Annotated in this window: 23 protein-coding genes; 13 read left to right on the forward strand and 10 right to left on the reverse strand. The window is 71.4% G+C overall.

The window, feature by feature from the left end; translation table 11 throughout:
* Positions 1–157: 157 nt before the first annotated feature.
* Positions 158–1,033: a 3-hydroxybutyryl-CoA dehydrogenase gene (locus tag RKD20_RS35740; RefSeq protein ID WP_424883396.1), complete on the reverse strand. Its 876-nt coding sequence runs from the start codon at positions 1,031–1,033 to the stop codon at positions 158–160.
* A gap of 181 nt (positions 1,034–1,214) precedes the next feature.
* Here RKD20_RS35740 and RKD20_RS35745 point away from each other — a divergent pair, with 181 nt between their 5' ends.
* On the forward strand, positions 1,215–2,477 hold the full coding sequence (locus RKD20_RS35745; RefSeq protein ID WP_424881316.1) for a glycoside hydrolase family 10 protein: 1,263 nt from the start codon (positions 1,215–1,217) through the stop codon (positions 2,475–2,477).
* Here RKD20_RS35745 and RKD20_RS35750 read toward each other — a convergent pair.
* Both RKD20_RS35750 and RKD20_RS35755 read right to left on the reverse strand, forming a co-directional pair.
* Complete coding sequence (locus RKD20_RS35750; RefSeq protein ID WP_424881317.1) at positions 2,446–2,646, reverse strand: DUF1918 domain-containing protein; 201 nt, start codon at positions 2,644–2,646, stop codon at positions 2,446–2,448. The genes RKD20_RS35745 and RKD20_RS35750 overlap by 32 nt on opposite strands.
* Positions 2,647–2,738: 92 nt before the next feature.
* A complete protein-coding gene (locus tag RKD20_RS35755) occupies positions 2,739–3,650 on the reverse strand; it encodes a DMT family transporter (protein ID WP_424881318.1) in 912 nt (303 codons plus the stop codon).
* On the opposite strand from RKD20_RS35755, the gene RKD20_RS35760 reads away from it, so the two are divergent.
* From RKD20_RS35760 to RKD20_RS35770, 3 genes are all read left to right on the forward strand, one after another.
* Positions 3,649–5,112, forward strand: coding sequence for a PLP-dependent aminotransferase family protein (locus RKD20_RS35760; protein ID WP_424881319.1), 1,464 nt, complete (start codon positions 3,649–3,651; stop codon positions 5,110–5,112). The two genes, RKD20_RS35755 and RKD20_RS35760, sit on opposite strands and share 2 nt — an antisense overlap.
* 18 nt (positions 5,113–5,130) lie before the next feature.
* Positions 5,131–5,571 carry a GNAT family N-acetyltransferase gene (locus tag RKD20_RS35765; RefSeq protein WP_424881320.1) on the forward strand — a complete coding sequence of 147 codons (441 nt, stop codon included), beginning with the start codon at positions 5,131–5,133 and terminating at the stop codon, positions 5,569–5,571.
* A 73-nt stretch (positions 5,572–5,644) separates the two neighbouring features.
* Positions 5,645–6,238 (forward strand): histidine phosphatase family protein, encoded by a 594-nt coding sequence (locus RKD20_RS35770; protein ID WP_424881321.1) that lies wholly within the window; start codon positions 5,645–5,647, stop codon positions 6,236–6,238.
* Here RKD20_RS35770 and RKD20_RS35775 read toward each other — a convergent pair.
* Positions 6,220–6,690 (reverse strand): DUF6314 family protein, encoded by a 471-nt coding sequence (locus RKD20_RS35775; RefSeq protein WP_424881322.1) that lies wholly within the window; start codon positions 6,688–6,690, stop codon positions 6,220–6,222. The two genes, RKD20_RS35770 and RKD20_RS35775, sit on opposite strands and share 19 nt — an antisense overlap.
* A gap of 138 nt (positions 6,691–6,828) precedes the next feature.
* Between RKD20_RS35775 and RKD20_RS35780 the strand changes: the two genes are divergently transcribed.
* Complete coding sequence (locus RKD20_RS35780; RefSeq protein ID WP_424881323.1) at positions 6,829–9,306, forward strand: alpha-L-arabinofuranosidase C-terminal domain-containing protein; 2,478 nt, start codon at positions 6,829–6,831, stop codon at positions 9,304–9,306.
* Here RKD20_RS35780 and RKD20_RS35785 read toward each other — a convergent pair.
* A complete protein-coding gene (locus RKD20_RS35785) occupies positions 9,293–9,730 on the reverse strand; it encodes a carboxymuconolactone decarboxylase family protein (protein ID WP_424881324.1) in 438 nt (145 codons plus the stop codon). The genes RKD20_RS35780 and RKD20_RS35785 overlap by 14 nt on opposite strands.
* Before the next feature lie 183 nt (positions 9,731–9,913).
* Here RKD20_RS35785 and RKD20_RS35790 point away from each other — a divergent pair, with 183 nt between their 5' ends.
* The 6 genes from RKD20_RS35790 (at position 9,914) to RKD20_RS35815 (ending at position 17,413) form a co-directional block, all read left to right on the forward strand.
* Positions 9,914–12,517, forward strand: coding sequence for a YfhO family protein (locus RKD20_RS35790; RefSeq protein ID WP_424881325.1), 2,604 nt, complete (start codon positions 9,914–9,916; stop codon positions 12,515–12,517).
* 65 nt (positions 12,518–12,582) lie between these two features.
* A complete protein-coding gene (argC, locus tag RKD20_RS35795) occupies positions 12,583–13,611 on the forward strand; it encodes an N-acetyl-gamma-glutamyl-phosphate reductase (RefSeq protein ID WP_424881326.1) in 1,029 nt (342 codons plus the stop codon).
* Positions 13,608–14,759: a bifunctional glutamate N-acetyltransferase/amino-acid acetyltransferase ArgJ gene (argJ, locus tag RKD20_RS35800; RefSeq protein ID WP_424881327.1), complete on the forward strand. Its 1,152-nt coding sequence runs from the start codon at positions 13,608–13,610 to the stop codon at positions 14,757–14,759. Before argC ends, argJ begins: the two co-directional genes overlap by 4 nt.
* Complete coding sequence (argB, locus tag RKD20_RS35805) at positions 14,756–15,664, forward strand: acetylglutamate kinase (protein ID WP_020117643.1); 909 nt, start codon at positions 14,756–14,758, stop codon at positions 15,662–15,664. Before argJ ends, argB begins: the two co-directional genes overlap by 4 nt.
* Entirely contained in the window at positions 15,661–16,848 is a 1,188-nt protein-coding gene (locus RKD20_RS35810; protein ID WP_424881328.1) for an acetylornithine transaminase, read from the forward strand. The genes argB and RKD20_RS35810 overlap by 4 nt, the downstream gene beginning before the upstream one ends.
* A gap of 19 nt (positions 16,849–16,867) precedes the next feature.
* Positions 16,868–17,413 (forward strand): arginine repressor, encoded by a 546-nt coding sequence (locus tag RKD20_RS35815; protein WP_020117641.1) that lies wholly within the window; start codon positions 16,868–16,870, stop codon positions 17,411–17,413.
* Between the two features lie 65 nt (positions 17,414–17,478).
* Here the strand turns inward: RKD20_RS35815 and RKD20_RS35820 are convergent, their stop codons facing one another.
* The 5 genes from RKD20_RS35820 to RKD20_RS35840 all read right to left on the reverse strand — a co-directional run bounded on the left by RKD20_RS35820 (position 17,479) and on the right by RKD20_RS35840 (position 22,382).
* On the reverse strand, positions 17,479–18,279 hold the full coding sequence (locus RKD20_RS35820) for an FAD:protein FMN transferase (protein WP_424881329.1): 801 nt from the start codon (positions 18,277–18,279) through the stop codon (positions 17,479–17,481).
* On the reverse strand, positions 18,272–19,060 hold the full coding sequence (locus RKD20_RS35825; protein WP_424881330.1) for an FMN-binding protein: 789 nt from the start codon (positions 19,058–19,060) through the stop codon (positions 18,272–18,274). The genes RKD20_RS35820 and RKD20_RS35825 overlap by 8 nt, the downstream gene beginning before the upstream one ends.
* A gap of 28 nt (positions 19,061–19,088) precedes the next feature.
* On the reverse strand, positions 19,089–20,471 hold the full coding sequence (locus tag RKD20_RS35830; RefSeq protein ID WP_424881331.1) for a ferredoxin reductase family protein: 1,383 nt from the start codon (positions 20,469–20,471) through the stop codon (positions 19,089–19,091).
* A 77-nt stretch (positions 20,472–20,548) separates the two neighbouring features.
* Positions 20,549–21,010, reverse strand: coding sequence for an FMN-binding protein (locus RKD20_RS35835; protein ID WP_424881332.1), 462 nt, complete (start codon positions 21,008–21,010; stop codon positions 20,549–20,551).
* A 19-nt stretch (positions 21,011–21,029) separates the two neighbouring features.
* Positions 21,030–22,382, reverse strand: coding sequence for a ferredoxin reductase family protein (locus tag RKD20_RS35840; protein ID WP_424881333.1), 1,353 nt, complete (start codon positions 22,380–22,382; stop codon positions 21,030–21,032).
* A gap of 150 nt (positions 22,383–22,532) precedes the next feature.
* Between RKD20_RS35840 and RKD20_RS35845 the strand changes: the two genes are divergently transcribed.
* Entirely contained in the window at positions 22,533–23,273 is a 741-nt protein-coding gene (locus RKD20_RS35845) for a response regulator transcription factor (RefSeq protein WP_424881334.1), read from the forward strand.
* Positions 23,270–24,709: a sensor histidine kinase gene (locus RKD20_RS35850; RefSeq protein WP_424881335.1), complete on the forward strand. Its 1,440-nt coding sequence runs from the start codon at positions 23,270–23,272 to the stop codon at positions 24,707–24,709. The genes RKD20_RS35845 and RKD20_RS35850 overlap by 4 nt, the downstream gene beginning before the upstream one ends.
* The last annotated feature ends 1 nt before the right edge of the window (position 24,710 follow it).

A 24,710-nucleotide genomic window follows, 5' to 3' on the forward strand; every position in this document is an offset into this window, starting at 1 on the left:
ACTCGCCTGGTGGGCGCGTGGGGAGAGTGTGCGACGGGCATATGCGGGCCCGACGCGCACACGGTGTGTGAATGACACGGGCCCGGCACTCCCCAGAGTGCCGGGCCCGTGTTCGTAGCACTGTGTAATCAGCACCCTGGAACGGACAGGGTGCAGGTCAGCCGTAGGTGTAGAAGCCCGAGCCGGACTTGCGGCCCAGCCGGCCCGCGTCGACCATGCGCTGGAGCAGCGGGGGAGCGGCGTACAGCGGCTCCTTGTACTCCTCGTACATCGAGAAGGCGACCGAGGCGACGGTGTCCAGGCCGATCAGGTCGGACAGCTTCAGCGGTCCCATCGGGTGGGCGCAGCCCAGCTCCATGCCGTTGTCGATGTCCTCGCGGCTCGCGATGCCCGACTCGAACATCCGGATCGCGGACAGCAGATACGGGATCAGCAGCGCGTTGACCACGAAGCCGGAGCGGTCCTGGGCGCGGATCGCGTGCTTGCCGAGCAGCTTCTCGGCGAACTGCTGGGCGCGCGCCAGGGTGCCCTCGGAGGTGGTGAGCGCCGGGATCAGCTCGACGAGCTTCTGCACCGGGGCCGGGTTGAAGAAGTGGATGCCGACGACCTGGTCGGGCCGCGAGGTGGCGACCGCCAGCCGCACCAGCGGGATGGAGGAGGTGTTGGAGGCCAGGATCGCGTCCGGGCGGGTCACCACCTGGTCGAGCACCTGGAAGATCTCGGTCTTCACCTGCTCGTTCTCCACGACGGCCTCGATGACCAGATCGCGGTCCGCGAACTCGCCGAGGTCGGTCGTGAAGCTCAGGCGGGCCTGGGTGTCCGCCAGCTCGTCCGCCGTGATCTTGCCGCGTTCGGCGGCCTTGGTCAGGGAGTTGAACAGCCGGGTGCGGCCGATCTCCAGGGCCTCGCCGGTGGTCTCGGCGACCTTCACGTCCAGACCGGCGCGGGCGCACACCTCGGCGATGCCCGCCCCCATCTGGCCGCAGCCCACGACTCCGACACGCGCGATGTCTCCGGCCGGGAAGTCCGTCACTTCGTCCCTTTCGCTGATCTTCACCTGGTGGCAGGCCGACGGTGGCCGGATCCTGCTCCGTTCGAGCACGTTACTCCCAAGTATCGATGATCGATCGTCTGGGTCCGGCATCGTTCGGGCATTCTGGGGCGCGGAGACGATCCGTGACCGAGCGGATCCGTGGTGTAGGGGGAGTGTGCACATGGGACGTCTGTCGCGCCGGGCCTTCGCGCTGGCCGCGCTGTCCACCCTGACGACGGCCTCGGGAGCGGCCGCCGCGCCGGGCCGCCCGAGGGGGCGGGCGGCGATCGAGATGCGCGGCGTGTGGCTGGCCACCGTGTCCAACCGGGACTGGCCGTCGAAGCCGGGGCTGACCGCCGCACAGCAGCGCGCTGAGCTGCTCGCCCACCTCGACCGGGCGGCGGCGAACCGCCTGAACGCGGTGATGTTCCAGGTACGGCCCACCGCCGACGCCCTGTGGCCCTCGCCGTACGAGCCCTGGTCGCAGTACCTCACCGGGACGCAGGGCAAGAGCCCCGGCTGGGACCCGCTCGGCACCGCCGTCACCGAGGCGCACCGGCGGGGCCTGCGACTGCACGCCTGGTTCAATCCGTACCGCGTCGCGGGCCACACGGACCCGACGAAGCTGGTCGCCTCCCACCCCGCACGCAGGCACCCGGACTGGGTGGTGCCGTACGGCGGGAAGCTCTACTACAACCCCGGACTGCCCGAGGTCCGCGCCTTCGTCCAGGACGCGATCCTCGACGCGGTGCACAAGTACCCGGTGGACGGGGTCCACTTCGACGACTACTTCTACCCGTACCCGGTGGCCGGCCAGACCTTCGACGACGACGCGGCCTACGACGCGTACGGCGGCGCCTTCTCGAACCGGGCCGACTGGCGGCGGGACAACATCGACAAGCTGGTCCTGGAGACCGCGGCCCGCATCAAGCGGATCCGGCCCACCACGCAGTTCGGCATCAGCCCCTTCGGGGTGTGGCGCAACGCGGCCACCGACCCGCTCGGCTCGGACACGCGCGCGGGTGTGCAGTCGTACGACGACAACTTCGCGGACACCCGCAAGTGGGTGCGCGAGGGCTGGATCGACTACCTCGTGCCGCAGCTGTACTGGAACATCGGCTTCGCCGCCGCCGACTACGCCGAACTGGTGCCCTGGTGGGCGGAGCAGGCGCGGGGGAGCAGGACCAAGCTGTACCTCGGCGAGGCGCTGTACAAGGCGGGGGACCCCGCGCAGCCCTCGGCCTGGCAGGACCCCGCGGAGCTGTCCCGGCACCTCACGCTCGCGCGCGAGTACGCACAGGTGCGCGGGCATGTCTTCTTCGCCGCGAAGGAAGTCTCCGCCGACCGCATCGGGGCGATGGCGCGGGTGGTCGCCGACCACTACCGGGAGCCGGCGGGCCCCCCGCGCCGGGTCACCGGCCGGTCTGCTGGAAGCGGTGCCTGATCTCGGTGTCGGGGCCGGGTGAGCACACGCCTTCGTGCCCGTCCTCGAAGCGGACGCGGTACGGAGGGGTGCCCCCCCGCCCCAGCACCTCGACGATCTCACCGACCTTGTCCTGCTGTCCGACCACCCTGCCGTGCTGGACAAGCTGGTCGCCCACGGTTGCATGCATCGTCTGGGGCCTCCTCACCAAGTGCGGGAGCAGCGGTCCGTGGCCCGATTCTACGGCGCGGGGAGCCGTTGGGACCGGCGCGTGCGCGCCGCTCAGCCCCGCGCCCGCTGGGTGACCGCGATGCACACCAGCACCGCCGCGGCCGTCAGCGGGGCGGCCACCGTCAGGTGCTCGCCGAGCAGCAGCACCGACCACACCAGTGTGAGCAGGGGCTGGGCCAACTGCAACTGGCTGGCCTTGGGGATCCCGATCGCCGCCATGCCCCGGTACCAGACGACCAGGCCGACGAACTGCGAGCCCGCCGCCACCCACAGCAGCCCGGCGACACTGTGCGCGGTGAGGCGCACGGGCTCGTACGACAGCGCGAGAGCCGCCGCGGGCAGGCTGAACGGCAGACACAGCACCAGCGCCCAGGCGATGACCTGCCAGCCGGGCATCACCCCGGCCAGCCGGCCGCCCTCGGTGTAGCCGGCCGCGCACACCAGCAGCGCGGCGAACAGATACAGGTCGGCGGTCGTCAGGGCGCCGCCGCTCTGCTGCACGGTGAAGGCCACCACCGCGGCGGCCCCCGCGAGAGCCGCCGTCCAGAAGGTGCGCGAGGGGCGGGTGCCCATGCGCAGGGCGGAGAGCAGAGCGGTCGTCAGGGGGAGCAGACCCACCACGACGGCGGCGTGCGCGGTGGTCGAGGTCTGCAGGGCGAGCGTGGTCAGCAGCGGGAACCCGACGACGACCCCGGCCACGACGACCGCGAGCCCCGGCCAGTGACGACGGCTCGGCATCGGGACGCGCAGCGCGAGCAGACACCCGCCCGCGACGAGTGCCGCGAGGACGCTGCGCACGGCGACGAGCGACCAGGGCCCGAAGCCCTCAAGACCCCACGCCGTGGCGGGGAAGGTGAGGGAGAAGGCGGCGACGCCGAGCGCGGCCTGGACGGTGCCGAAGGTCCTCGTCGGGGCCGGAACCGCTATCCCGGTCGGTGCGGTAGCGCTACTCTGTACTCTCATGCAAGAGCGTAGCAGCGTCACCGACCTGGCGGAACGGCTGCGGCAGGAGCTCAACCGCTACTCTCCTGGCGGAAAGCTCCCGTCGAGCCGGGCTCTCGTCGACCGGTTCCGGGTCAGCCCGGTGACCGTCTCCCGGGCCCTCGCCCAGCTCGCCGCCGAGGGGCTGGTGGTCACCCGCCCCGGCGCCGGCGCCTACCGCGCTCAGGCGCGCACCATCGCCGCCGCGGCCGGGGACACCTCCTGGCAGGAGGTCGCGCTGAGCGCGGACGGCGCCGCCGACCTCGTACCGCGCTCGGTCGACGCGTCCGGCGTCCTGGTCTCGCTCGCCGCACCGGCGCCCGGGGTGGTCGAGTTCAACGGCGGCTATCTGCACCCCGCCCTCCAGCCGGAGCGCGCGATGTCCGCGGCCCTGGCCCGCGCGGGCCGCCGCCCGGGAGCCTGGGGCCGGCCGCCGACGGAAGGGCTGCCGGAACTGCGCGAGTGGTTCGCGCGGAACATCGGCGGCGCGGTCACGGCCGCGGGGGTGCTGATCACCGCGGGCGGCCAGTCGGCGCTCACGACCGCGCTGCGCGCGCTGGCCCCGCCCGGCGCACCCGTGCTCGTCGAGTCGCCCACCTATCCCGGCATGCTGGCGATCGCCCGCTCGGCGGGCCTGCGCCCGGTCCCCGTCCCGGTGGACCCGGACGGGGTGAAGCCCGCCCTGCTCGCCGACGCGTTCCGGGCGACCGGCGCCCGGGTGTTCGTGTGCCAGCCGCTGTTCCAGAACCCGACCGGCGCGGTGCTGGCCCCCGGGCGGCGCGGTGAGGTGCTGCGGATCGCCCGCGAGGCCGGCGCGTTCGTCGTCGAGGACGACTTCGTACGACGGCTGGTGCACGAGGACGCCGGCCCGCTGCCGCGCCCGCTGGCCGCCGACGACCCCGACGGAGTCGTCGTGCACGTGAGCTCGCTGACCAAGGCGACCTCGCCGAGCTTCCGGGTGAGCGCGCTCGCCGCACGCGGCCCGGTGCTGGAGCGCCTGCGCGCGATCCAGATCGTCGACACCTTCTTCGTCCCCCGCCCCCTCCAGGAGGCGGCCCTGGAGCTTGTCGGCTCCCCGGCCTGGCCCCGCCATCTGCGCACGATCTCGGCGGAGTTGAAGACCCGCCGGGACACCATGACCACGGCCCTCCGCCTCGACCTGCCCGAACTCGCCCTCCCGCACATCCCCTCGGGCGGCTACCACCTCTGGCTCCGCCTCCCGGACGGAACGGACGAGACCGCCCTGACCGCCGCGGCCCTGCGCGCGGGCGTCGCGATCACCCCTGGCCGCCCGTACTTCAGCGCGGAACCCCCGGCGGGACACCTGCGGTTGAGCTTCGCGGCGGTGGCCGGGGCGGGGGAGATCGCGGAGGGGGTACGACGGTTGCGGACCGCCTGCGACGAGGTGCTCCCGGCGAAAAGCGCTCGACTCCGGCCTCCGTGAGCTGCCAACGTCACGCCCATGAACGACATCCCGCCCCTCGCCAAGGGCTATGAGATCTCCACCGACCCCGACCGCATCGACGCCGAGCGGGTGCACCGGTGGCTGTCGACCGACTCGTACTGGGCGACCGGGCGGCCGCGGGAGAAGCACGACCGGGCGATCGCCGGATCGCTCAACTTCGGGGTGTACGCGATGGAATCGGGGGATCAAGTGGCCTATGCCCGGGTGATTACCGATATGGCAACTTTCGCCTGGCTGTGCGATGTGTACGTGGACCGGCCGGTGCGGGGCGAGGGGATCGGTACGGCGTTGGTCGGGACCGTGCGCGAGCACCTGCGGCCCCACGGCCTCCGGCGCGTTCTGCTCGCCACCCAGGACGCCCACGGGGTGTACGAGAAGCTCGGGTTCGCGCCGCTGGCCGAACCGGATCGCTGGATGGCGCTCGTCTTCGGGCAGTGAGCCCCGGGGTACCCTGGGTAACTCCCCGGTAACGCCTCTTGACCTGCGCACTTTCGCGGCTCACGATCGCCGCATGCAACTTCGGGTCACGTTCGTCGCCGCCGCGCGCAGTTCCTCGCTGCTCGCCGAGCGGTTCGAGGACGACCGTCCGCTCGACCAGGCCGGCTGGGACGAGGTGCTGGGCGTGGCGCCCGACCTTCTGCCGCTCGCGGCGGCCGAGCTGCGGTACTGCTCACCCACGCCCCGCAGCCGCGCCACGGGGGATGCCCTCGGCTACTCCCCGCTGGTCCAACTCGGCCTGCGCGACTGTGACATGGGGCGCTGGCGCGGGCTGACCCTCGGCGAGGCGATGGCCCGCGAGCCGGAGGCCGTGGACGCCTGGCTCGCCGACCCGCGGGCGACCCCGCACGGCGGCGAGTCACTGCTCGACTTCATCACCCGCGTCGGAAACTGGCTCGACACCCGGCCCGTCGAGGACGGCGGCCGTGTCGTCGCCGTCGCGGAGCCCGCCGTGGTCCGTGCCGCGCTCGTGTACGCGCTGAAGGCGCCGCCGCCGACCTACTGGAACATCGACGTACGTCCGCTGTCGGCGACCACCGTCACCGGCAGGGCCGGCCGGTGGAACCTGCGTTTCGAGGGCGCACCGGCTCACCCCGCGCGCGCGTAGCCGATGCCGGGGTTCCCGCGCGTGTAGTCGGTCGTCAGGACCAGGTCCTTCGCCGGGCCGCCGACCCGCCACACCGTGCGCCAGTGGTCCGCGTCCAGGACGGTGAACTCGCCGCGGTAGAGGTCGGCCGCGCAGGGGTGGTCGGCGACATGGTGGCCGGATGTCAGGTCGAGCTGGTGGAAGGGGCGCCCGTCGGAGAAGCGGACGTCCGCCGCACCCGGTGTCCCGCCCGGCAGGAAGCGCAGGGTCCGTTCCGCGGGGCGGGGGACGTCCTGCCAGACGAAGACGCCCGACTCCTGGGACAGCAGCCCGCCGCTCTCCAGTCGGCCGAAAGCGGTCGTCCCGGAAAACCGCCCCTCGTCCCCGCTCGCCAGATCCCGCACCGTCCGCTCGGTCCGCCAGCTCCCGGCCAGGTACCCCAGCAGATCCGTCACTGGCCAGAACCCGCCCATCCGCCCCTGCCTTCCGACACTTTCGAAACCGCGCGACCCGTTGACGCTCCGGATCACTCTCCCTATCTTGCCGTTCGAAGTGCTGATCATCGTTTGATATTTCGAACGTCACCTTCGACAGAGAGCCGCGGAGCATCCATGTCACGCACCCGCTGGAGACTCGGTCTCAGCGCCACCGCCTTCCTGGTGGCCGCCGGCCTGGTCCCCGCCCCCGCCCATGCCGAGGACGTCACCGACTACACGATCACCGTCGACCCGGCCGCCAAGGGCGCGAAGATCGACGACACGATGTACGGCGTCTTCTTCGAGGACATCAACCGGGCCGCGGACGGCGGTCTGTACGCCGAGCTCGTGCAGAACCGGTCCTTCGAGTACGCGACCGCCGACAACGCCTCGTACGCCCCGCTGACCTCCTGGACCGTCGACGGCACGGCCCAGGTCCTGAGCGACGACGGCCGCCTCAACGAACGCAACCGCACCTACCTCTCCCTGGCCGCAGGTTCATCCGTCACCAACGCCGGATACAACACCGGCATCCACGTCGACGAGGGCAAGAAGTACGACTTCTCGGTGTGGGCCCGCGCAGACGCGGGGGCGGCCCTCACGATCTCCCTCCAGGACGCCGACGGCACGCTCGCCACCGCCCGCAAGGTGGCCGTGACGAAGAGCGGCTGGGCCCGGTACAAGGTCGTCCTCACCGCGACGAGGACCAGCTCCCGCGGCCGCCTCACCGTGGCCTCCTCCGCCGCGGCCGCCCTCGACATGGTCTCCCTCTTCCCGCGCGACACCTACCGGGGTGAGCCCAACGGCCTGCGCAAGGACCTCGCCGAGAAGATCGCCGCCCTGCACCCGGGCTTCGTGCGCTTCCCCGGCGGCTGCCTGGTCAACACGGGGTCCATGGAGGACTACAGCCAGGCCTCCGGCTGGCAGCGCAAGCGCTCGTACCAGTGGAAGGACACCGTCGGCCCGGTCGAGCAGCGTGCGACCAACGCCAACTTCTGGGGCTACAACCAGAGTTACGGCCTCGGCTACTACGAGTACTTCCGCCTCTCCGAGGACATCGGCGCCATGCCGCTGCCCGTCGTCCCCGCCCTCGTCACCGGTTGCGGCCAGAACAAGGCCGTCGTCGATGAGGCACTGCTCAAGCGGCACATCCAGGACACCCTCGACCTCATCGAGTTCGCCAACGGGGATGCGAGCTCCAAGTGGGGCAAGGTACGGGCGAAGATGGGCCACCCCGAGCCCTTCCACCTCACCCACATCGAGGTCGGCAACGAGGAGAACCTGCCCGAGGAGTTCTTCGCCCGGTTCAAGGAGTTCCGCGCCGCCGTCGAGGCGAAGTACCCGGACATCCAGGTGATCTCCAACTCCGGCCCGGACGACTCCGGTACGACCTTCGACACGGCCTGGCAGCTCAACAAGGACGCCAAGGTCGACATGGTCGACGAGCACTACTACAACAGCCCGCAGTGGTTCCTCCAGAACAACGACCGCTACGACTCCTACGACAGGAACGGCCCGAAGGTCTTCCTCGGCGAGTACGCCTCCCAGGGCAACACCTTCAAGAACGGCCTCACCGAGGCCGCCTTCATGACCGGCCTGGAACGCAACGCCGACGTCGTCAAACTCGCCTCCTACGCCCCGCTGTTCGCCAACGAGGACTACGTCCAGTGGCGCCCGGACCTGATCTGGTTCAACAACCACGCCTCCTGGAACTCCGCCAACTACGAGGTCCAGAAGCTGTTCATGAACAACGTCGGCGACCGCGTGGTGCCCTCGACGGCCACCGGAACGCCCTCGCTGCTCGCCCCGATCACCGGTGCCGTGGGCCTCTCGACGTGGGCGACGACGGCGGCGTACGACGACGTGTTGGTCACGGACGCCGACGGCCGGGCGCTGCTCACCGACGACTTCTCCTCCGGCGCCTCGCAGTGGACCCACACCGGTGCGGGCAGCTGGAGCGTCCAGGACGGGCAGTACCTGCAGAGCGACGTCAACGCCGAGAACACCATGGTCTCGGCCGGCGACCCGTCCTGGCACGACTACGACCTGAAGGTGAAGGCCACCAAGAAGGCCGGCAAGGAGGGCTTCCTCGTCGCCTTCGGCGTCAAGGACACCGGCAACTACTACTGGTGGAACATCGGCGGCTGGAACAACACCCAGACCGCCGTCGAACAGGCCGTGGACGGCGGCAAGTCGACGCTGATCTCCAAGGCCGGATCGGTCGAGACCGGCCGTGCCTACGACATCGACGTCAAGGTGCGCGGCCGCCAGGTGACCCTCTACCTCGACGGACAGGAGTGGGGCAGCTTCACCGACGACAAGCCGGCCGAGCCGTTCCGCCAGGTCGCAACCTTGGATCAGAAGACCGGTGACCTGATCGTCAAGGTCGTCAACGCCCAGGACTCGGCGGCCCGTACGGCGATCGACCTGGGCCGCGCCAAGGTCGCTTCCAGGGCCCGGGTGACCACCCTGGCGGCCGCCCCGGACGCCGTGAACAGCGAGACGTCGACCGCGGTCGCCCCGGTGAGGTCCACCTTCGACGGGGTCGCCGGGAAGTTCTCGTACACCTTCCCGGCGAACTCGGTCACCTTCCTGAGGATCAGGCAGAGGTAGCCGACGGGTCGGCGGGCTGCTGTCCGACGGGCAGCAGCCCCCGCTCACCGAAGACCTTCTTCGCCACCGCCGTGGCGTTGAGGGCCCTCGGGAAGCCGCAGTATCCGGCCGACTGCAACAGCGCCTCGACGATCTGCTCGGGGGTCAGGCCCACGTTCAGGGCCGTGTTGATGTGCACCTCCAGCTGGGCCTCACAGCCGCCGAGCGCGGTGAGCATGCCCAGGGTGACCAACTGGCGGTCACGAGGCGCGAGTTGTGGCCGCGCGTAGATCTCGCCGAATCCCCAGGCGATGACCTGGTGGCCCATCTCCGGGCTGATGTCGGCGAGCGAGTCGACGACCAGCTGCCCCACCTCGGGGTTGACGCTGCCCAGCATCTCCAGGCCCCGCGCGAAGCGCTCCTCGCGGGTGGTGCTCTCGCTCATGTCAGCTCCCTCTGCCTGTACGGCCCCCCTCGGCCACCTTTGCCTCGGGGGCGCACGGAATTCACTTCACCGCCATCGGCGGTCGGACAACCAACCGTATGCACCCCCTGTCTAAATCGACGCAGTGACAACGCACGGGGTGAACGCCCCGGACGGGGGCTTGAATTGACCAGCGGACAAAGGGTGCGACCGACCGTCCCACCCGACCCGAAGACCGCGGACGACCTCAGGGGCGACCGGCCGACCAGCCCTGTTGCGGCCCCACCGCCGGGGCCGGCGCGGGCCGCCCTGCTCGCGGCGGCGCTCACCGTCGTCGTGCTCTGCGCGGCCGACGCCGTCGCCCGCAGCCACCCCTTCGGGCCGCGCACCCGGAACGTCAACGACCTGGGCAACCAGTACGTGCCGTTCCACGCGCACCTGTGGGACCTGCTGCACGGGCGGGCCACCGGCGGGCTCCTGGTCAACTGGCAGTCGGGGTTCGGCACCAGTTTCCTGCCCGACCTCGGCACCTACCTCACCAGCCCGTTCGCCCTGCTCGTAGGGGTGTTCCCACGGGACGAGATCGATCTCGCGGTCTACGTGATCACCGTGCTGAAGATCGCGTGCGCCGCTGCCGCCATGGCCTGGCTGCTGCTGAGGCTGCGTCCGGGGCGCTGGTGGGCGGCGGGCCTGCTGGGCACGTCCTACGCCCTGTGCGGCTGGACCGTGGCGACCGCCTCGTACAACCTCATGTGGCTCGACGGACTGATCGCCCTGCCCCTGCTCTGCCTGGTCGGCGAGTGGGTCCTGAGCGGCCGGCGCCCGCTCGTCGGGGTGCTCGTGGTGACGGCCGCCTGGGTCGCCAACTTCTACACGGCGTACATGGCCACCCTCGCCGCCGCTCTGGTGTTCCTGCTGCGACTGTGGCTGGCCGACCTGCCGCGCCGCCGCAGGCTCACCGCCGCGGGCCGCGCCGCCTTGACTTTCGCCCTCGGCATGGGCCTGGCCGCCCCCCTGGTGACGGTCGTCTACTTCGGCAGCGCGCACGCCTCCGAGGGCCGGTTCACGCACTTCGCGCCGGTGGGCACGGAGGACCTGCTGGCCCGGCTGCTGCCGACGACGTACAGCTTCGGCTCCCCGGCGCTCTTCGTGGGCACCACGGCACTGCTGCTCGCCCTCGCCCTGCCCTTCCACCGCGCGGCTCCCCGCCGGGTGCGCGCCGGGTGGACGCTGCTGGTGGTCCTCGTGACCCTGTCGATGCAGTGGGGTCCGACCCATCTGATGTGGCACGCCTTCGCCGAGCCGCAGGGCACTTCCTACCGCCAGACCTTCGTGGTGTGCGCCCTGCTGGTGATCGCTGCCTGGCACGCGCTCTCCTACGGTCCCCTCGACCGGCGGGCACTGGGCGCGGCGGGCGGACTCCTCGCGCTGATCGCCCTCGTCGCGAGCGGCAGCCAGCTGGTCCGTTCCTTCGCCTGGCCGGTGTTCCTGACGGCGGCCGCGGGCGCGCTGCTCGGACTGGTCCTGCTCACCCGCGCACGGCCCGTGCTGCGCACGGCCCCGGCCGCGCTGGCCGCCGTACTGCTCGTCGGAGTGCAACTGGGCGAGGCCACCGCCACCGACGCCGTGGCCACCCGGATGCGGTTCGGGCACATGGACGACTACGCGCCCTGGGGCCGGCGTCAGCAGGACCAGGCCGAGGCGATCGCGCGGGCCGACGGCTGGCCCCGCTACCGCACCGACCCGGGCCGCGAGCAGACCGTGGGCAACGACCCGCTGGAGGTCGGCGGGCAGGGCGCCCAGTACTACAGCAGCCACACCTCGGCCGTGCTCAGCAGCACGCTCAGCGCCCTCGGCGGCGGCTGGACGTCCGGCGGCCGCAGCCTCCAGAGCCTGGACAACGCGGTCACGGACGCGATCTTCTCCGTCGGCGCCCGGGTGCACTCCCCGCCGGACCCGCACCAGAACTGGTTCCCGCAGGACGGCACCGGGGAGACCGTGACCCGCGAGGACGTGCCGCCCCTGGTGACGGTACGGCCCTCCGCCGCGACCGGCGCCTTCGGGCCGTCGCCGTACCACAACCAGGAGCTGCTGCTGGGCGCCCATGTCTACACCCTGCCGCGCATCACCGTGCTCAACGCCGCCGGGAAGGACGCGGACCGCAGCACCGACCGGCGCCAGGGCGTGCGGGTGGGGGGAAAGGCGACGATCACCGCCCGGTGCCGGGCGGGCGGCGAGGTCTACCTCTGGGCGCCGTACTTCGCGGGCACCGCGCGGCTCGCCGGGCCCTCGGCCCACGGCCTGACGGGACGGTTCCGGGCCGACTGGCGGCCCCTCACCAAGATCGCCGCGATGGAGCGGCTCGGCACGGTCCCGGACTCCGGGCGCCTCACGATCGAGCTGTCCGCGAGCCGCTTGGGCGTCGTGCCGGACCAGGCGGTCGGCTGCCTGGACACCGGGCGCCTGCGTGCCGCCGTACGGCAGCTCCGGGCCACCGGAGCCACCCGGGTGACCGTCTCCGGCTCCGGCGGCACGATCCGGGCCGAGCTCCCGGCGGGCAGCAGGGGCGTCGCCGTCGTGGCCGCGCCCCGCATCGCCGGCTGGCGCTGCGCCGCCGGTGACGCGGCCCTCGTACCCGCGAAGCAGTACCACGGGCTGATCGCCGTACCGCTCGACGCCGGCTCGACCGGTGTCACCTGCGCTTTCCGTCCGCCCGGCCTGCGCCTGGGTACCGCGGTCGGGGGCGGTTCGCTCGCGGTTCTCGCCGGGCTCGGGGTGTTCGGGGCCGTGCGCCGACGGAGGGCGTGAGTATGCACGCGGTTGCATAAACGTGCAGCGATACGTATAGTCATGCCATCCAGGAGGAGGATGACATGGCGGTACGTGCGGCGGTGGCGGGAGCGAGCGGATACGCGGGCGGTGAGGTCCTGCGACTGCTCCTGGCGCACCCCGAGGTCGAGGTCGGAGCCCTGACCGGCAACTCCAACGCCGGCCAGCGACTCGGCTCGCTCCAGCCCCACCTGCTGCCGCTGGCCGACCGGGTACTCCAGGAGACCACGGCCGAAGTCCTCGCCGGACACGACGTCGTCTTCCTCGCGCTGCCGCACGGACAGTCCGCCGCCGTCGCCGAGCGGCTCGGCCCGGACGTCCTCGTCGTCGACATGGGCGCCGACTTCCGGCTCAAGGACGCGGCCGACTGGGAGAAGTTCTACGGCTCCGCGCACGCCGGCACCTGGCCCTACGGCCTCCCCGAACTGCCCGGTGCCCGCACCGCCCTTACCGGCACCAGGCGGATCGCGGTGCCCGGTTGCTACCCGACCGCCGTCACGCTCGCCCTCTTCCCGGCCTACACCGCCGGGCTCGCCGAGAACGAGGCCGTGATCGTCGCCGCCTCGGGCACCTCCGGTGCGGGCAAGGCGCCCAAGCCGAACCTGCTGGGCAGCGAGGTCATGGGCTCCATGTCGCCGTACGGCGTCGGCGGCGGCCACCGGCACACGCCCGAGATGATCCAGAACCTCAGTGGGGTGGCCGGTGCGAAGGTGAAGGTCTCCTTCACCCCGACCCTCGCGCCGATGCCCCGCGGCATCCTCGCCACGTGCAGCGCCTCGGCGAAACCCGGCGTCACCGCCGAGTCCGTGCGCGCCGCCTACGAGAAGGCCTTCGCCGACGAACCCTTCGTCCACCTGCTGCCCGAGGGCCAGTGGCCCGCCACGGCGTCCGTCTACGGTTCGAACGGCGTTCAGGTGCAGGTCGCCCTCGACGAGTCCGTGGGCCGCATCATCGCGATCAGCGCCATCGACAACCTGGCCAAGGGCACCGCGGGCGGTGCCGTCCAGAGCATGAACATCGCCCTCGGTCTCCCCGAGGAGCTCGGTCTTTCCACGATCGGAGTCGCACCGTGAGCGTCACGGCAGCCAAGGGATTCCAGGCGGCGGGCATCGCCGCCGGAATCAAGGAGAACGGCAACCCGGACCTGGCCCTCGTGGTCAACACCGGGCCCTGCCGCGCCGCCGCCGGCGTCTTCACCTCCAACCGTGTGAAGGCCGCGCCGGTGCTGTGGTCCGAGCAGGTCCTCAAGAGCGGTGAGCTGACCGCCGTCGTACTGAACTCCGGTGGCGCCAACGCCTGTACGGGCCCCAAGGGCTTCCAGGACACGCACGCCACCGCCGAGAAGGTCGCGGAGGTGCTGGAGATCGGCGCGGGCGAGGTCGCCGTCGCGTCCACCGGCCTCATCGGTCTGCTTCTCCCCATGGACAAGCTCCTGCCCGGAGTCGAGGCCGCGGCCGCTCAACTCTCCGAGCACGGCGGCGAGAAGGCCGCCATCGCCATCAAGACCACCGACACCGTCCACAAGACGTCCGTCGTGACGAAGGACGGCTGGACCGTCGGCGGCATGGCCAAGGGCGCGGGCATGCTCGCCCCCGGCCTTGCCACCATGCTGGTCGTCCTCACCACCGACGCCGACCTGCCGAGTGACGTACTGGACAAGGCGCTTCGGGCCGCCACCCGCACGACCTTCGACCGCGTCGACTCCGACGGCTGCATGTCCACCAACGACACCGTGCTGCTGCTCGCCTCGGGCGCCTCCGAAGTCACCCCGGAGTACGCGGACTTCGCGGAAGCCGTACGGCAGGTCTGCGACGACCTCGGCCAGCAGCTCATCCGGGACGCCGAGGGCGCCAGCAAGGACATCAAGGTCGAGGTCGTGAACGCGGCGAGCGAGGACGACGCCGTCGAGGTCGGCCGCTCCATCGCCCGCAACAACCTCCTCAAGTGCGCGATCCACGGCGAGGACCCCAACTGGGGCCGCGTGCTCTCCGCGATCGGCACCACGAAGGCCGCGTTCGAGCCCGACCGGCTCAACGTCGCCATCAACGGGGTCTGGGTCTGCAAGAACGGCGGCGTCGGCGAGGACCGCGACAAGGTCGACATGCGCTACCGCGAGGTGCACATCATCGCCGACCTCGCGGCCGGGTCCGAGACCGCCACCATCTGGACCAACGACCTCACCGCCGACTACGTCCACGAGAACAGCGCCTACTCCTCATGAGCACCACGCGAAAGCACACCGCGCTCCCCAAGGCCCAGATCCTCATCGAGGCGCTGCCCTGGCTGGTCCGCCACAACGGCAAGACCGTCGTCATCAAGTTCGGCGGCAACGCCATGATCGACGAGGACCTCAAGGCCGCCTTCGCCCAGGACGTCGTCTTTCTGCACCACGCCGGACTCAAGCCGGTCGTCGTGCACGGCGGCGGCCCGCAGATCAGCGCGGCCCTCGACAAGCACGGCATCGTCAGCGAGTTCAAGGCCGGCCTGCGCGTCACCACCGAGGACGCCATGGACGTCGTACGGATGGTGCTGGCCGGCCAGGTCCAGCGCGAGCTGGTCAACCTGCTCAACGAACACGGGCCGCTCGCCGTCGGACTGACCGGCGAGGACGCCCACACCATCACCGCCATCAAGCACCAGCCCGAGATCGACGGCGAGTTGGTCGACATCGGGCGGGTGGGCGAGATCACCGAGATCGACACGGGCGCGATCGAGGCACTGCTCGCCGACGGCCGGATCCCGGTCGTCTCGTCGATCGCCCGAAGCCAGGACGACCACCATGTCTACAACGTCAATGCTGATACGGCGGCTGCGGCACTCGCTGCTGCTCTGGGCGCCGAAACCCTCATGGTCCTCACGGACGTCGAGGGCCTCTACGAGGACTGGCCGCACAGCGACGAGGTGATCAGCCGCCTCACGGCTTCCCAACTGGAGAAGCTGCTGCCGGAGTTGAGTTCCGGCATGGTCCCGAAGATGGAGGGCTGCCTGCACGCCGTGCGAGGCGGCGTGACCACGGCCCGGGTCATCGACGGGCGGGTCCAGCACTCGATCCTGCTGGAGATCTTCACCGACGAGGGCATCGGCACGATGGTCGTGCCGGACGCGCAAGAGGGGGATGCCGTATGACCGACAATCAGGAGCTCGCCCAGCGCTGGCAGGGCTCGCTCATGAACAACTACGGCACCCCGCGCCTGCCTCTCGTCCGCGGCGAGGGGCTCAAGGTCTGGGACAGCGAGGGCAGGCAGTACCTCGACTTCGTCGGCGGCATCGCCACCAACGCGCTCGGCCACGCCCACCCGGCGATCGTCGAGGCAGTGAGCCGGCAGATCGCCTCCCTCGGCCACATCTCCAACTTCTTCATGGCGGAGCCGACCGTCGCGCTCGCCGAGCGGCTGCTCCACCTCTTCGGCCGGGACGGCAAGGTCTTCTTCTGCAACTCGGGCGCCGAGTCCGTCGAGGCCGCCTTCAAGATCGGCCGGCTGACCGGGCGCACCCACATGGTCGCCACCGAGGGCGGCTTCCACGGCCGCACCATGGGCGCCCTCGCGCTCACCGGCCAGCCCGCCAAGAAGACCCCCTTCCTGCCGCTGCCCGCGGACGTCACGCATGTGCCCTACGGCGAGGCGCAGGCCCTGGCCGCCGCGGTCACCGAGGACACCGCACTCGTCGTCATCGAGCCCATCCAGGGCGAGAACGGCGTCGTGGTGCCCCCGGCCGGCTACCTCAAGGCGGCCCGGGCGATCACGGCGGCCAAGGGCGCGCTGCTGGTCCTCGACGAGGTCCAGACCGGCATCGGCCGTACCGGGCACTGGTTCGAGTACCAGGCCCACGAGGGTGTGCTGCCGGACGTGGTCACCCTCGCCAAGCAGCTCGGCGGCGGACTGCCGCTCGGCGCGACCGTCGCCTTCGGGCGGGCCGCGGACCTCCTCCAGCCGGGACAGCACGGGACGACCTTCGGCGGGAACCCGGTCGCGTGCGCCGCCGGACTCGCCGTTCTCGACACCATCGAGAACGACGGGTTGCTGGAGAACGTCAAGCGGCAGAGCGAGAAGCTGCGGGACGGAATCGAGTCCCTGGGACACCCGCTGATCGACCATGTCCGGGGTGCGGGACTCCTCCTGGGTATCGTGCTCACCGAGCCGCTCGCACCGCAGGTGCAGAAGGCGGCTCAGGACGCCGGTTTCCTGGTGAACGCGCCCGCCCCCGATGTCGTACGGCTGATGCCGCCGCTGAACCTCGGCGACGACGAAGTGGACGCGCTTCTTCAGGCTCTCCCCGGCATCCTGGGTACCGCCGAGGGAGACGGATGATCCGGGGAATGAGACGACGATGAGCCATGCGCAGGAGCACGAGCACAACGGGGTCGCGGGACCCGCGGTGCCGCAGACGCGTACCGCGCGCCACCGGCGGATCGTGGACATCCTCAACCGGCAACCGGTGCGGTCGCAGAGCCAGTTGGCCAAGCTGCTGTCCGACGATGGGCTGAGCGTCACCCAGGCGACGCTCTCCCGGGACCTCGACGAGCTGAACGCTGTGAAGATCCGCAACACCGACGGCGATCTCATCTACGCGGTGCCGAGTGAGGGGGGTTTCCGGACCCCCCGTGCTCCGCTGGGGGAGTCGGCGAAGGAGGAGCGGATGCGGCGGCTCTCCCAGGAGCTGCTGATCTCCGCGGAGGCTTCGGCGAACCTCGTGGTGCTGCGGACTCCTCCGGGGGCCGCGCAGTTCCTGGCGTCGGCGATTGATCAGGCCGAGCTGCATGACATTCTCGGGACGATCGCCGGTGACGACACGTTGATGCTGATCAGCCGGAACCCTACGGGGGGGCAGGCGCTGGCTGAGCATCTGTTGCGGTTGGCTCAGAACGGGCACTAGAGGTTGTCGGTCGGGTGCGGGTGCGCGGGGGCTGGTCGCGCAGTTCCCCGCGCCCCCAAAGGCCTTCACCCCAACCTAGCTGCCAGGCCCCCTGTGATCAGCACCTCGTCGCCCGCCGTGATCAGCAGGGCCTCCACGTCGGGCAGGCTCTCCAGCCAGGCCAGGCCCTCCCGTGACCCCATCGCGAAAGCCGCCGTCGCCCAGCAGTCCGCCCAGGTGATGGTCGGGGCCACCACCGTCACCGCCAGCAGGTCCGTGACCGCCGAGCGGCCCGTGCGGGGGTCGACAATGTGGGCGCCTCTCTCGGCCGTGCCGGACGTCGCCACCGCCAGTTCCGTCGCGCCCGCCGCCGAGACCACGGCCGCCAGGCCGCCCGGGCGGAGCGGGTCCGAGACGCCTACCCGCCAGGGGCGTTCGGGGCCCGGTACGCCCAACAGCTGTACGTCTCCGCCGCCGTTGACGCTGACGCCCGTCGCGCCCGACTCGGCCACACGACGGGCCGCGCGTTCCACCGCCCAGCCCTTGACGATGCCCGTCGGATCGAGGCGGCCCTCGTAGCGCATGCTGAACCAGCCGTCGCTCAACCGCTCGGCCTCGGCGCCGAGTTCGAGGACCTCGGCGACCTCGCGATCGCAGTCGTCGACCGTCAGCTCACCGCGGGCCAGGCGGGAGACCTGGCTGTCGTCGCGGTAGGTGCTGAACACCTCGTTCACGCGGTGCAGCCCCGCCACCGCCTCCCGCAGTGCCGCCTGCACGGCAAGGGGTTCCCCGCCGCGGACGTCGAAGGAGAAGACCGTCCCCATGACCTCCTCCGCGTGACGCACCGCGGCGGGAGCTTGTGCCGGCTCGGCCACCGTGTCAGCCACCGGCCTGGTCCAGCGCGGACTGCAGCGACTTCTTGTAGCCCTCGCTGGTGTAGGTGGCACCGGACACCGAGTCGATGTCCGCGCTGCCGGCCGCCACCGCCTCCTGGTTGAGCTTCGGGATGGACAGCGCCGTCTTCTGGTCGCTGGTCCCGCCCTTGGGGGCCTGCACGGCCTCGGCCTTGGTGACCTTGCCGCCGCTGACCGTGATCCGGACCTGGACCGGACCGTACTGGGTCTGGGAGACCGCACCGGTGACCGTCTTCGCGGCCGCCCCCGCGCCCCCGCCGGCCGGCTTGGAGGGCTGAGCCGACGGCTGGGCCGGGGCGGCCGCGTTCGCCTTGTCGATCGCCGACTGGAGCGACTTCTTGTAGCCCTCGCTCGTGTAGGTCGCCCCGGAGACCGTGTCGATCTGCGGGCTCTGCTTGGCGACCACGGCCTGGTTGAGCTTCGGAACGGACAGGGCGGTCTTCTGGTCGCTGGTGCCGCCCTTGGGCGCCTGGACCGCCTCCGCCTTGGTGATCTTGTTGCCGCTGACGGTGATACGGACCTGGACGGGACCGTACTGGGTCTGGACCACGTCCCCGGTGACCGCGCCGCCGGCGGCCGCCCCGGTGCCGCCCTGGGCCGACTCCTGCGCCGCCGCGGTCTGCTGCGGGATCGTTCCGCCCGCCTGGGCGGACGCCGGGTCCGAGGACGGCTTCAGCGACAGCATCAGCACGACACCGGAGACGGTGGCGGCGGTCGCGAGCACGACTCGACGGACGGGGTGACTCTTCCTCATCGCTTCAACAGCTCCTGAATTCCCGTCGTCACATCTCGAACGACTCGTGATGGATGCGGCGGGCGGGCACACCCGCGCCGCGCAGTGCTTCGAACACGGACTGCGCGAAACCGTTCGGCCCGCACATGAACACGTCGTGCTTGTCGATGTCGGGGAGCTTGCGCTGGAGGGACTCGGCGGAGATGTCCGGGCGCTCCCCGTCCGGACTGTTCACCGCGTACATCAGGCGGGCGCCACGCTCTTCGGCGATGGCGGCGAGCTCGTCCCACAGGGCCAGGTCCTGGGTGGTGTTGGCCCGGTATAGGAGGGTGATGTCACCGGCCGCGCCCGGCAGCGTCTCGAACAGGGCGCGCATCGGCGTGATGCCGACACCGCCGGCCACCAGCAGCACCTTGCCGCGGCTGCGGCGCTGGGCGGTCAGGGCGCCGTACGGCCCCTCGGCCCACACCTTGGTGCCGGGCTCCAGCTCGCGCAGCCGCTCGCTGTGGTCGCCGATCGCCTTCACCGTGATCCGCAGCATGCCCGGCCGGGGCGCGGCGGACAGCGAGTACGGGTGGGAGCTGAACCGCATGCCCGGGGCGAGGAACCGCCAGCGGAAGAACTGGCCCGCCTCCGCGCCCATCCGGTGCAGCTTGCGCCCGCCGATCAGCACCGAGACGACGCCCGGCGTCTCCTCGACGACCGCCTCGACGTACATGCGGTGGCGCAGGTTCAGCCGGATCGGCGTGAGGATCCGGTACCAGAGCACCAGCGCGGTGACGGAGCCGTACAGCCCGTACCAGACGGTCTTGGCGACCGGCTCGACCGCGAAGTCGTTGCCGGTGGTCAGCTGGTGCCAGAACGTCAGGAAGACCGCCGCGTACGTCAGCAGGTGCACGTGGTACCAGGTGTCGTACGGGATCCTGCGACGCACCCCGCCGATGGACATCAGCCCGATCACGAACAGCAGCCCGGTGCCGATGGCCGCCTTGCCCATGTCCGGGAGCTGGTTGATGGAGTCCATCGTCTGCTGGACGATGTCGCCGAGCCCCTTGCCGGCCTGGAGGGCGTAGCCCCACATGATCAGGAAGACGTGGGCGACGACCAGGCAGAGCGTGTAGCGGCCGGTCATCGCGTGCCAGCGGGCGACCCGGTCGGAGCCCACCCGGCGTTCCAGCGCGGGCACCCTGGCCATCTGCAGCACCACGAGCGCCATCAGATAGCCGGCCAGCAGACCGGTGATCCGGCCCGCGTTGAGGATCTTGCTGTTGTCGTCGGCCACGGACGGCGTGTTGTGCCACCACAGCCACAGCACACCGGCCGCGCCCGCCCATACGGCGATCAGCAGAACGGTCGCCGGGGAACGGCGCGGACGGATGCGGCGCATCGTCTGACGGCGGGCGGCGCGGCCGCTGGCGAGCGTGGTGGTCACGTTTCCTCCGGGGACGGGGGCAAGGGGGGTGGGCGTGGTCCCTTGGTCCTCAGATACGTGCGGTGACGCCGGTGTGTTCAGCTGCCCGCGGAGTCCAGTGCGGACTGGAGTGACTGGCGGTAACCATCGCTCGTGTAAGTGGCTCCCGAGACCGTGTCGATGTCCGCGCTCTGGGCCTGGAGGGCCTCGCTGCGCAACCGGGGGAGCGCGTAACTGTTGATCTCCTGGTCCCGCGGGTTGTCCGTCGGGTAGGTGACCGCCGTGACCTCGGTGAGCTTGCCGTCCTTGACGGTGACGCGGACCTGGACCGGGCCCCAGCGGGTCTGGATCGTGTCGCCGGTGACCGTCTTCGTGCCGGTGGTGGCCGTTTTGCCGGTGCCGCTCGACACGCTCGAACTGCTGGAGGGCGCGGGGACGGCCAGGGCGGCCGTAGGTGACGCGTGCGGCTTCAGCGACAACAGCATCACCATCCCGGAGACGGTGGCGGCGCTCGCTAGCACGATGCGGCGCAGCGGACGGTTCTTCTTCAGTGCGTGCACTTCTGCGGCCTCACAGCGCTCAGAGTTCGAATGACTCGTGGTGGATCCGCCGGTCCGGGACTCCGGCCGCGCGCAGTTCCTCGTACAGGTCCCTGGCGAAGCCGTGCGGGCCGCAGATGTAGACGTCGTGGCCCGCGAGGTCCGGGACGGTCGCCCGGAGGGACCTGGCGCTCAGGTCCGGACGCCGGCCGTCCGGCCCGTTGAGCGCGTACAGCACCTTCGCGCCGCGCCAGCGGGCGAGGGCCTCCAGCTCGCCGCCGAGCGCCAGGTCCTCCGCGGTACGGGCCCGGTAGACGAGGGTGACCTGACCGGGGAGGGTCTCGAACAGGGCGCGCATCGGCGTGATGCCCACGCCCGCGGCGACGAGCAGCGACTTGGGCGAGGTCCGGCGGTCCTCGGTCAGCGAGCCGTACGGCCCCTCCGCCCACACGCGGGTGCCCTGCCGCAGCAACGCCACGGCGGCGCTGTGGTCTCCGAGCGCCTTGACAGTGATCCGCATCCGGTCGCGGCGGGGCGGCGCCGAGAGCGAGTACGGCGTCGAGGTCCAGCCCATGCCCTCCCCGAGGAACCGCCAGCGGAAGAACTGCCCGGCCCGCGCGCCCAGTTCGTCCAGCCGCCGACCGCGCACGACGACCGAGTACACGTCCGGTGCCTCCCTGTGTACCGACTCCACACGCAGCCGGTGGCGCAGGTTCAGCCGCACCGGCGCGAGGATCCGGAACCACAGCACCAGGGCCGCGACACCGAGGTAGAGGGCGTACCAGGCGGCCGTGGCTGCCGTGTTGCCGTTGAAGTCGTTCCCGAGCGCCAGTTGGTGACCGAAGGAGAGGAACACGGCCGCGTACGTGAGGAGATGGACGTAGTACCAGAACTCGTAACTGGTCCGGCGGCGCACCGCGCGGGCGGAGGTGATGCCGACCGCGAGGAGGATCACCGTGCCGGCGGTCGCCTTGAGCATCTCCGGGTAGTCCAGGACCACCGTGACGGTCTCGTGCCACAGCGAGGCTCCGTCCTGGGCGGCGTACCCGGCGAGGATCAGCCCGATGTGCGCGAGCAGCAGGGAGACGGTGTAGCGGCCGGCCATCGCGTGCCACCGGGCCACCCGGTCCGAGCCGACCCGCTTCTCCAGCAGCGGAACCCGTGCCATCAGGCCCACCAGCACCGCGCAGGCGTACCCGCACAGCAAGCCGGCGATCCGCCCGGCCCCGGTCAGCCACCCGGCCGCGCCGACCACCGACCCGGTGTCCGCCCACCACAGGGCGATCACGGCCGCCGCCCCCGCCCACAGCAGGGCCAGCACGGCACCCGCGGGGGAGCGCCGCGCGGGCGGCGCCACGGGCGGTGCGGCCCGCCGCTCGTACACGGTGGTCATAGGGGGTGTCCTTTCGCCTGTCCTGGACACCACTGTGCGAGGTGAACTTCTCAGGACCCTCTGAACGGGCACCCGCTGAGCGGACTCAGAGGAAACTCAGAGCTTGCCGGGATGTCCGCGGCCCCGACGAGGGGCGATCCTGGAAGAGCGATGAACACCACCCGCTCCGGCCGCCCCGCACTCACCCGCCCCGACGGCACCCCGCTGCGCGTCCTCGTCGTCGACGACGACCCCGATCTCGCCGAGGTCCTGTCCGGCGCCCTGCGCTACGAGGGCTGGCAGGTCCGCACGGCCGGCGACGGCGCCTCGGCGGTGGCCGCCGCCCGGGAACTGCTGCCCGACGCCGTCGTCCTGGACGTGATGCTCCCGGACACCGACGGCTTCGCCGTGCTCCGCTCCCTGCACACCGTGAAGGCCGACGTGTGCGTGCTCTTCCTGACCGCCCGGGACGCCGTCGAGGACCGTATCAAGGGCATCACGGCGGGCGGCGACGACTACGTGACCAAGCCGTTCAGCCTGGAGGAGGTCGTCGCCCGGCTGCGCGGACTGCTGCGCCGCGCGGGCATGGCCCGGCAACTCGACGAGGGCCCCCGGCTGACCGTCGGCGACCTGGTCATGGACGAGGACGCCCGCGAGGTCACCCGCGGCGGCGAGCTGATCGAGCTGTCCCCGACCGAGTTCGAGCTGCTGCGCTTCCTCATGCGCAACCCGCGCCGCGTGCTCAGCAAGGCGCAGATCCTGGATCGGGTGTGGTCCTACGACTTCGGGGGCCGCGCCCATGTCGTCGAGCTGTACATCTCCTACGTGCGCAAGAAGGTGGACGCCGGCCGCGAGCCGATGATCCACACTGTGCGCGGGGCGGGGTACGTGATCAAGCCGGTGACGACATGAGGAGCCTGCGGCCGCACTCGCTGCGGGCCCGCCTCACTCTCGGCCTCCTGGTGCTCCTCGCGGTGAGCTGCGCCGCCGTCGGACTGGCCGCCGTGGTGGAGCTGAGCGGCTTCCTGACCAGTCGGCTCGACGAGCAGCTCACCGAGGCCGGGAACAGGTTCGCGGTCAGTCTGGAACACCAGGGCCAGGTGCCGGACGACCACGACGGTGACGAGCGTGGAGACACCCGTCGGCAGGCCACGGGCACGTTCGGCGCCCGGCTGGTGGACGGCACGGTCACCCATGCGGCGGTGGTCCGCCCCAGCGGCACCCTGACCGTCGACCTGACCGCGCAGGACCGGAAACGGCTCGCCGCGGTCCCGGTGGACGGCAGGGGCCACAGCGTCGAGCTCTCCGCGCTGCACGAGTACCGGATGCTCGTCTCCCGCGGCCTGGACGGCGACGTCCTGATCACCGGGCTGCCCCTGGAGCCCGTCGAGGCCGCCGTCCACCGCCTGGAACTGGTCGCCGGGATCGTCTTCGGCGCCGCCCTCACGGCCGCCGGCATCGCGGGCGCCCTGTGGGTGCGCTGGTCCCTGCGCCCGCTCAGCCGGGTCGCCGCGACCGCCACCCGGGTCAGCGAACTCTCGCTGGCCAGCGGGGAGGTGGCTCTCCCGCCGCGCGCCCCGGAAACCGACCCGCGCAGTGAGGTGGGCCGGGTCGCCGGCGCCTTCAACCGCATGCTGGGCCACGTCGAGGACGCCCTCACCAAGCGCCACGCCAGCGAGGAGAGGCTGCGCAGCTTCGCCGCCGACGCCAGCCACGAACTGCGCACCCCGGTCGCCTCGGTTCGCGGCCACGCCGAACTCGCCCTGCTGCACCCCGGCCCGCTGCCGCCGGAGATCACCCGGGCTCTGGAACGCATCGCCGCCGAGTCGACCCGCATGGGCGCCATGGTCGACGACCTGCTCCTGCTGGCCCGCCTGGACGCGGGCCGCCCCCTGGAGGCCGCGCCCGTCGACCTCACCCGACTGGTCCTCGACGCCCTCACGGACGCGCGGGCCACGGGTTCCGGTCACCGCTGGGAGCTGGACCTCCCGGAGGACCCGGTCACGGTGACGGGCGACGAACACCGCCTCCACCAGGTCCTGGCCAACCTGCTGTCCAACGCCCGCCTGCACACCCCGGCCGGCACCAAGGTGACGGTGACACTGGAGGCCGAGGCCACCACGGCACTGCTGAAGGTCCACGACGACGGCCCCGGCATCCCCGAGGACATCCAGTCGGGCGTCTTCGAACGCTTCACCCGCGCCGACCGCAGCACCAAGGCGGAGACCGGCGGCGCGGGACTCGGCCTGTCCATCGTGGCGGCGGTGGTGGAGGCGCACGGGGGAGTCGTGGCGGTGGAGAGCAGGCCGGGATCAACGACCTTCACCGTCCGGCTCGGCAAGGCGTGAA

Origin of the sequence: Streptomyces sp. SLBN-8D4 (assembly GCF_049739545.1) — a bacterium.
In the GTDB taxonomy this organism is placed as follows: domain Bacteria; phylum Actinomycetota; class Actinomycetes; order Streptomycetales; family Streptomycetaceae; genus Streptomyces; species Streptomyces canus_C.

What these genes read in the sequence shown, in the direction of transcription:
- RKD20_RS35750 (WP_424881317.1), bottom strand. Translation starts at nt 2,646, where the DNA reads ATGCATGCAACCGTGGGCGACCAGCTTGTCCAGCACGGCAGGGTGGTC.
- RKD20_RS35815 (WP_020117641.1), top strand. Translation starts at nt 16,868, where the DNA reads ATGAGCCATGCGCAGGAGCACGAGCACAACGGGGTCGCGGGACCCGCG.
- RKD20_RS35745 (WP_424881316.1), top strand. Translation starts at nt 1,215, where the DNA reads ATGGGACGTCTGTCGCGCCGGGCCTTCGCGCTGGCCGCGCTGTCCACC.
- RKD20_RS35840 (WP_424881333.1), bottom strand. Translation starts at nt 22,382, where the DNA reads ATGACCACCGTGTACGAGCGGCGGGCCGCACCGCCCGTGGCGCCGCCC.
- RKD20_RS35760 (WP_424881319.1), top strand. Translation starts at nt 3,649, where the DNA reads ATGCAAGAGCGTAGCAGCGTCACCGACCTGGCGGAACGGCTGCGGCAG.
- argB (WP_020117643.1), top strand. Translation starts at nt 14,756, where the DNA reads ATGAGCACCACGCGAAAGCACACCGCGCTCCCCAAGGCCCAGATCCTC.
- RKD20_RS35780 (WP_424881323.1), top strand. Translation starts at nt 6,829, where the DNA reads ATGTCACGCACCCGCTGGAGACTCGGTCTCAGCGCCACCGCCTTCCTG.
- RKD20_RS35850 (WP_424881335.1), top strand. Translation starts at nt 23,270, where the DNA reads ATGAGGAGCCTGCGGCCGCACTCGCTGCGGGCCCGCCTCACTCTCGGC.
- RKD20_RS35775 (WP_424881322.1), bottom strand. Translation starts at nt 6,690, where the DNA reads ATGGGCGGGTTCTGGCCAGTGACGGATCTGCTGGGGTACCTGGCCGGG.
- RKD20_RS35825 (WP_424881330.1), bottom strand. Translation starts at nt 19,060, where the DNA reads ATGAGGAAGAGTCACCCCGTCCGTCGAGTCGTGCTCGCGACCGCCGCC.
- argC (WP_424881326.1), top strand. Translation starts at nt 12,583, where the DNA reads ATGGCGGTACGTGCGGCGGTGGCGGGAGCGAGCGGATACGCGGGCGGT.
- RKD20_RS35770 (WP_424881321.1), top strand. Translation starts at nt 5,645, where the DNA reads ATGCAACTTCGGGTCACGTTCGTCGCCGCCGCGCGCAGTTCCTCGCTG.
- RKD20_RS35755 (WP_424881318.1), bottom strand. Translation starts at nt 3,650, where the DNA reads ATGAGAGTACAGAGTAGCGCTACCGCACCGACCGGGATAGCGGTTCCG.
- RKD20_RS35765 (WP_424881320.1), top strand. Translation starts at nt 5,131, where the DNA reads ATGAACGACATCCCGCCCCTCGCCAAGGGCTATGAGATCTCCACCGAC.
- RKD20_RS35810 (WP_424881328.1), top strand. Translation starts at nt 15,661, where the DNA reads ATGACCGACAATCAGGAGCTCGCCCAGCGCTGGCAGGGCTCGCTCATG.
- RKD20_RS35785 (WP_424881324.1), bottom strand. Translation starts at nt 9,730, where the DNA reads ATGAGCGAGAGCACCACCCGCGAGGAGCGCTTCGCGCGGGGCCTGGAG.
- RKD20_RS35845 (WP_424881334.1), top strand. Translation starts at nt 22,533, where the DNA reads ATGAACACCACCCGCTCCGGCCGCCCCGCACTCACCCGCCCCGACGGC.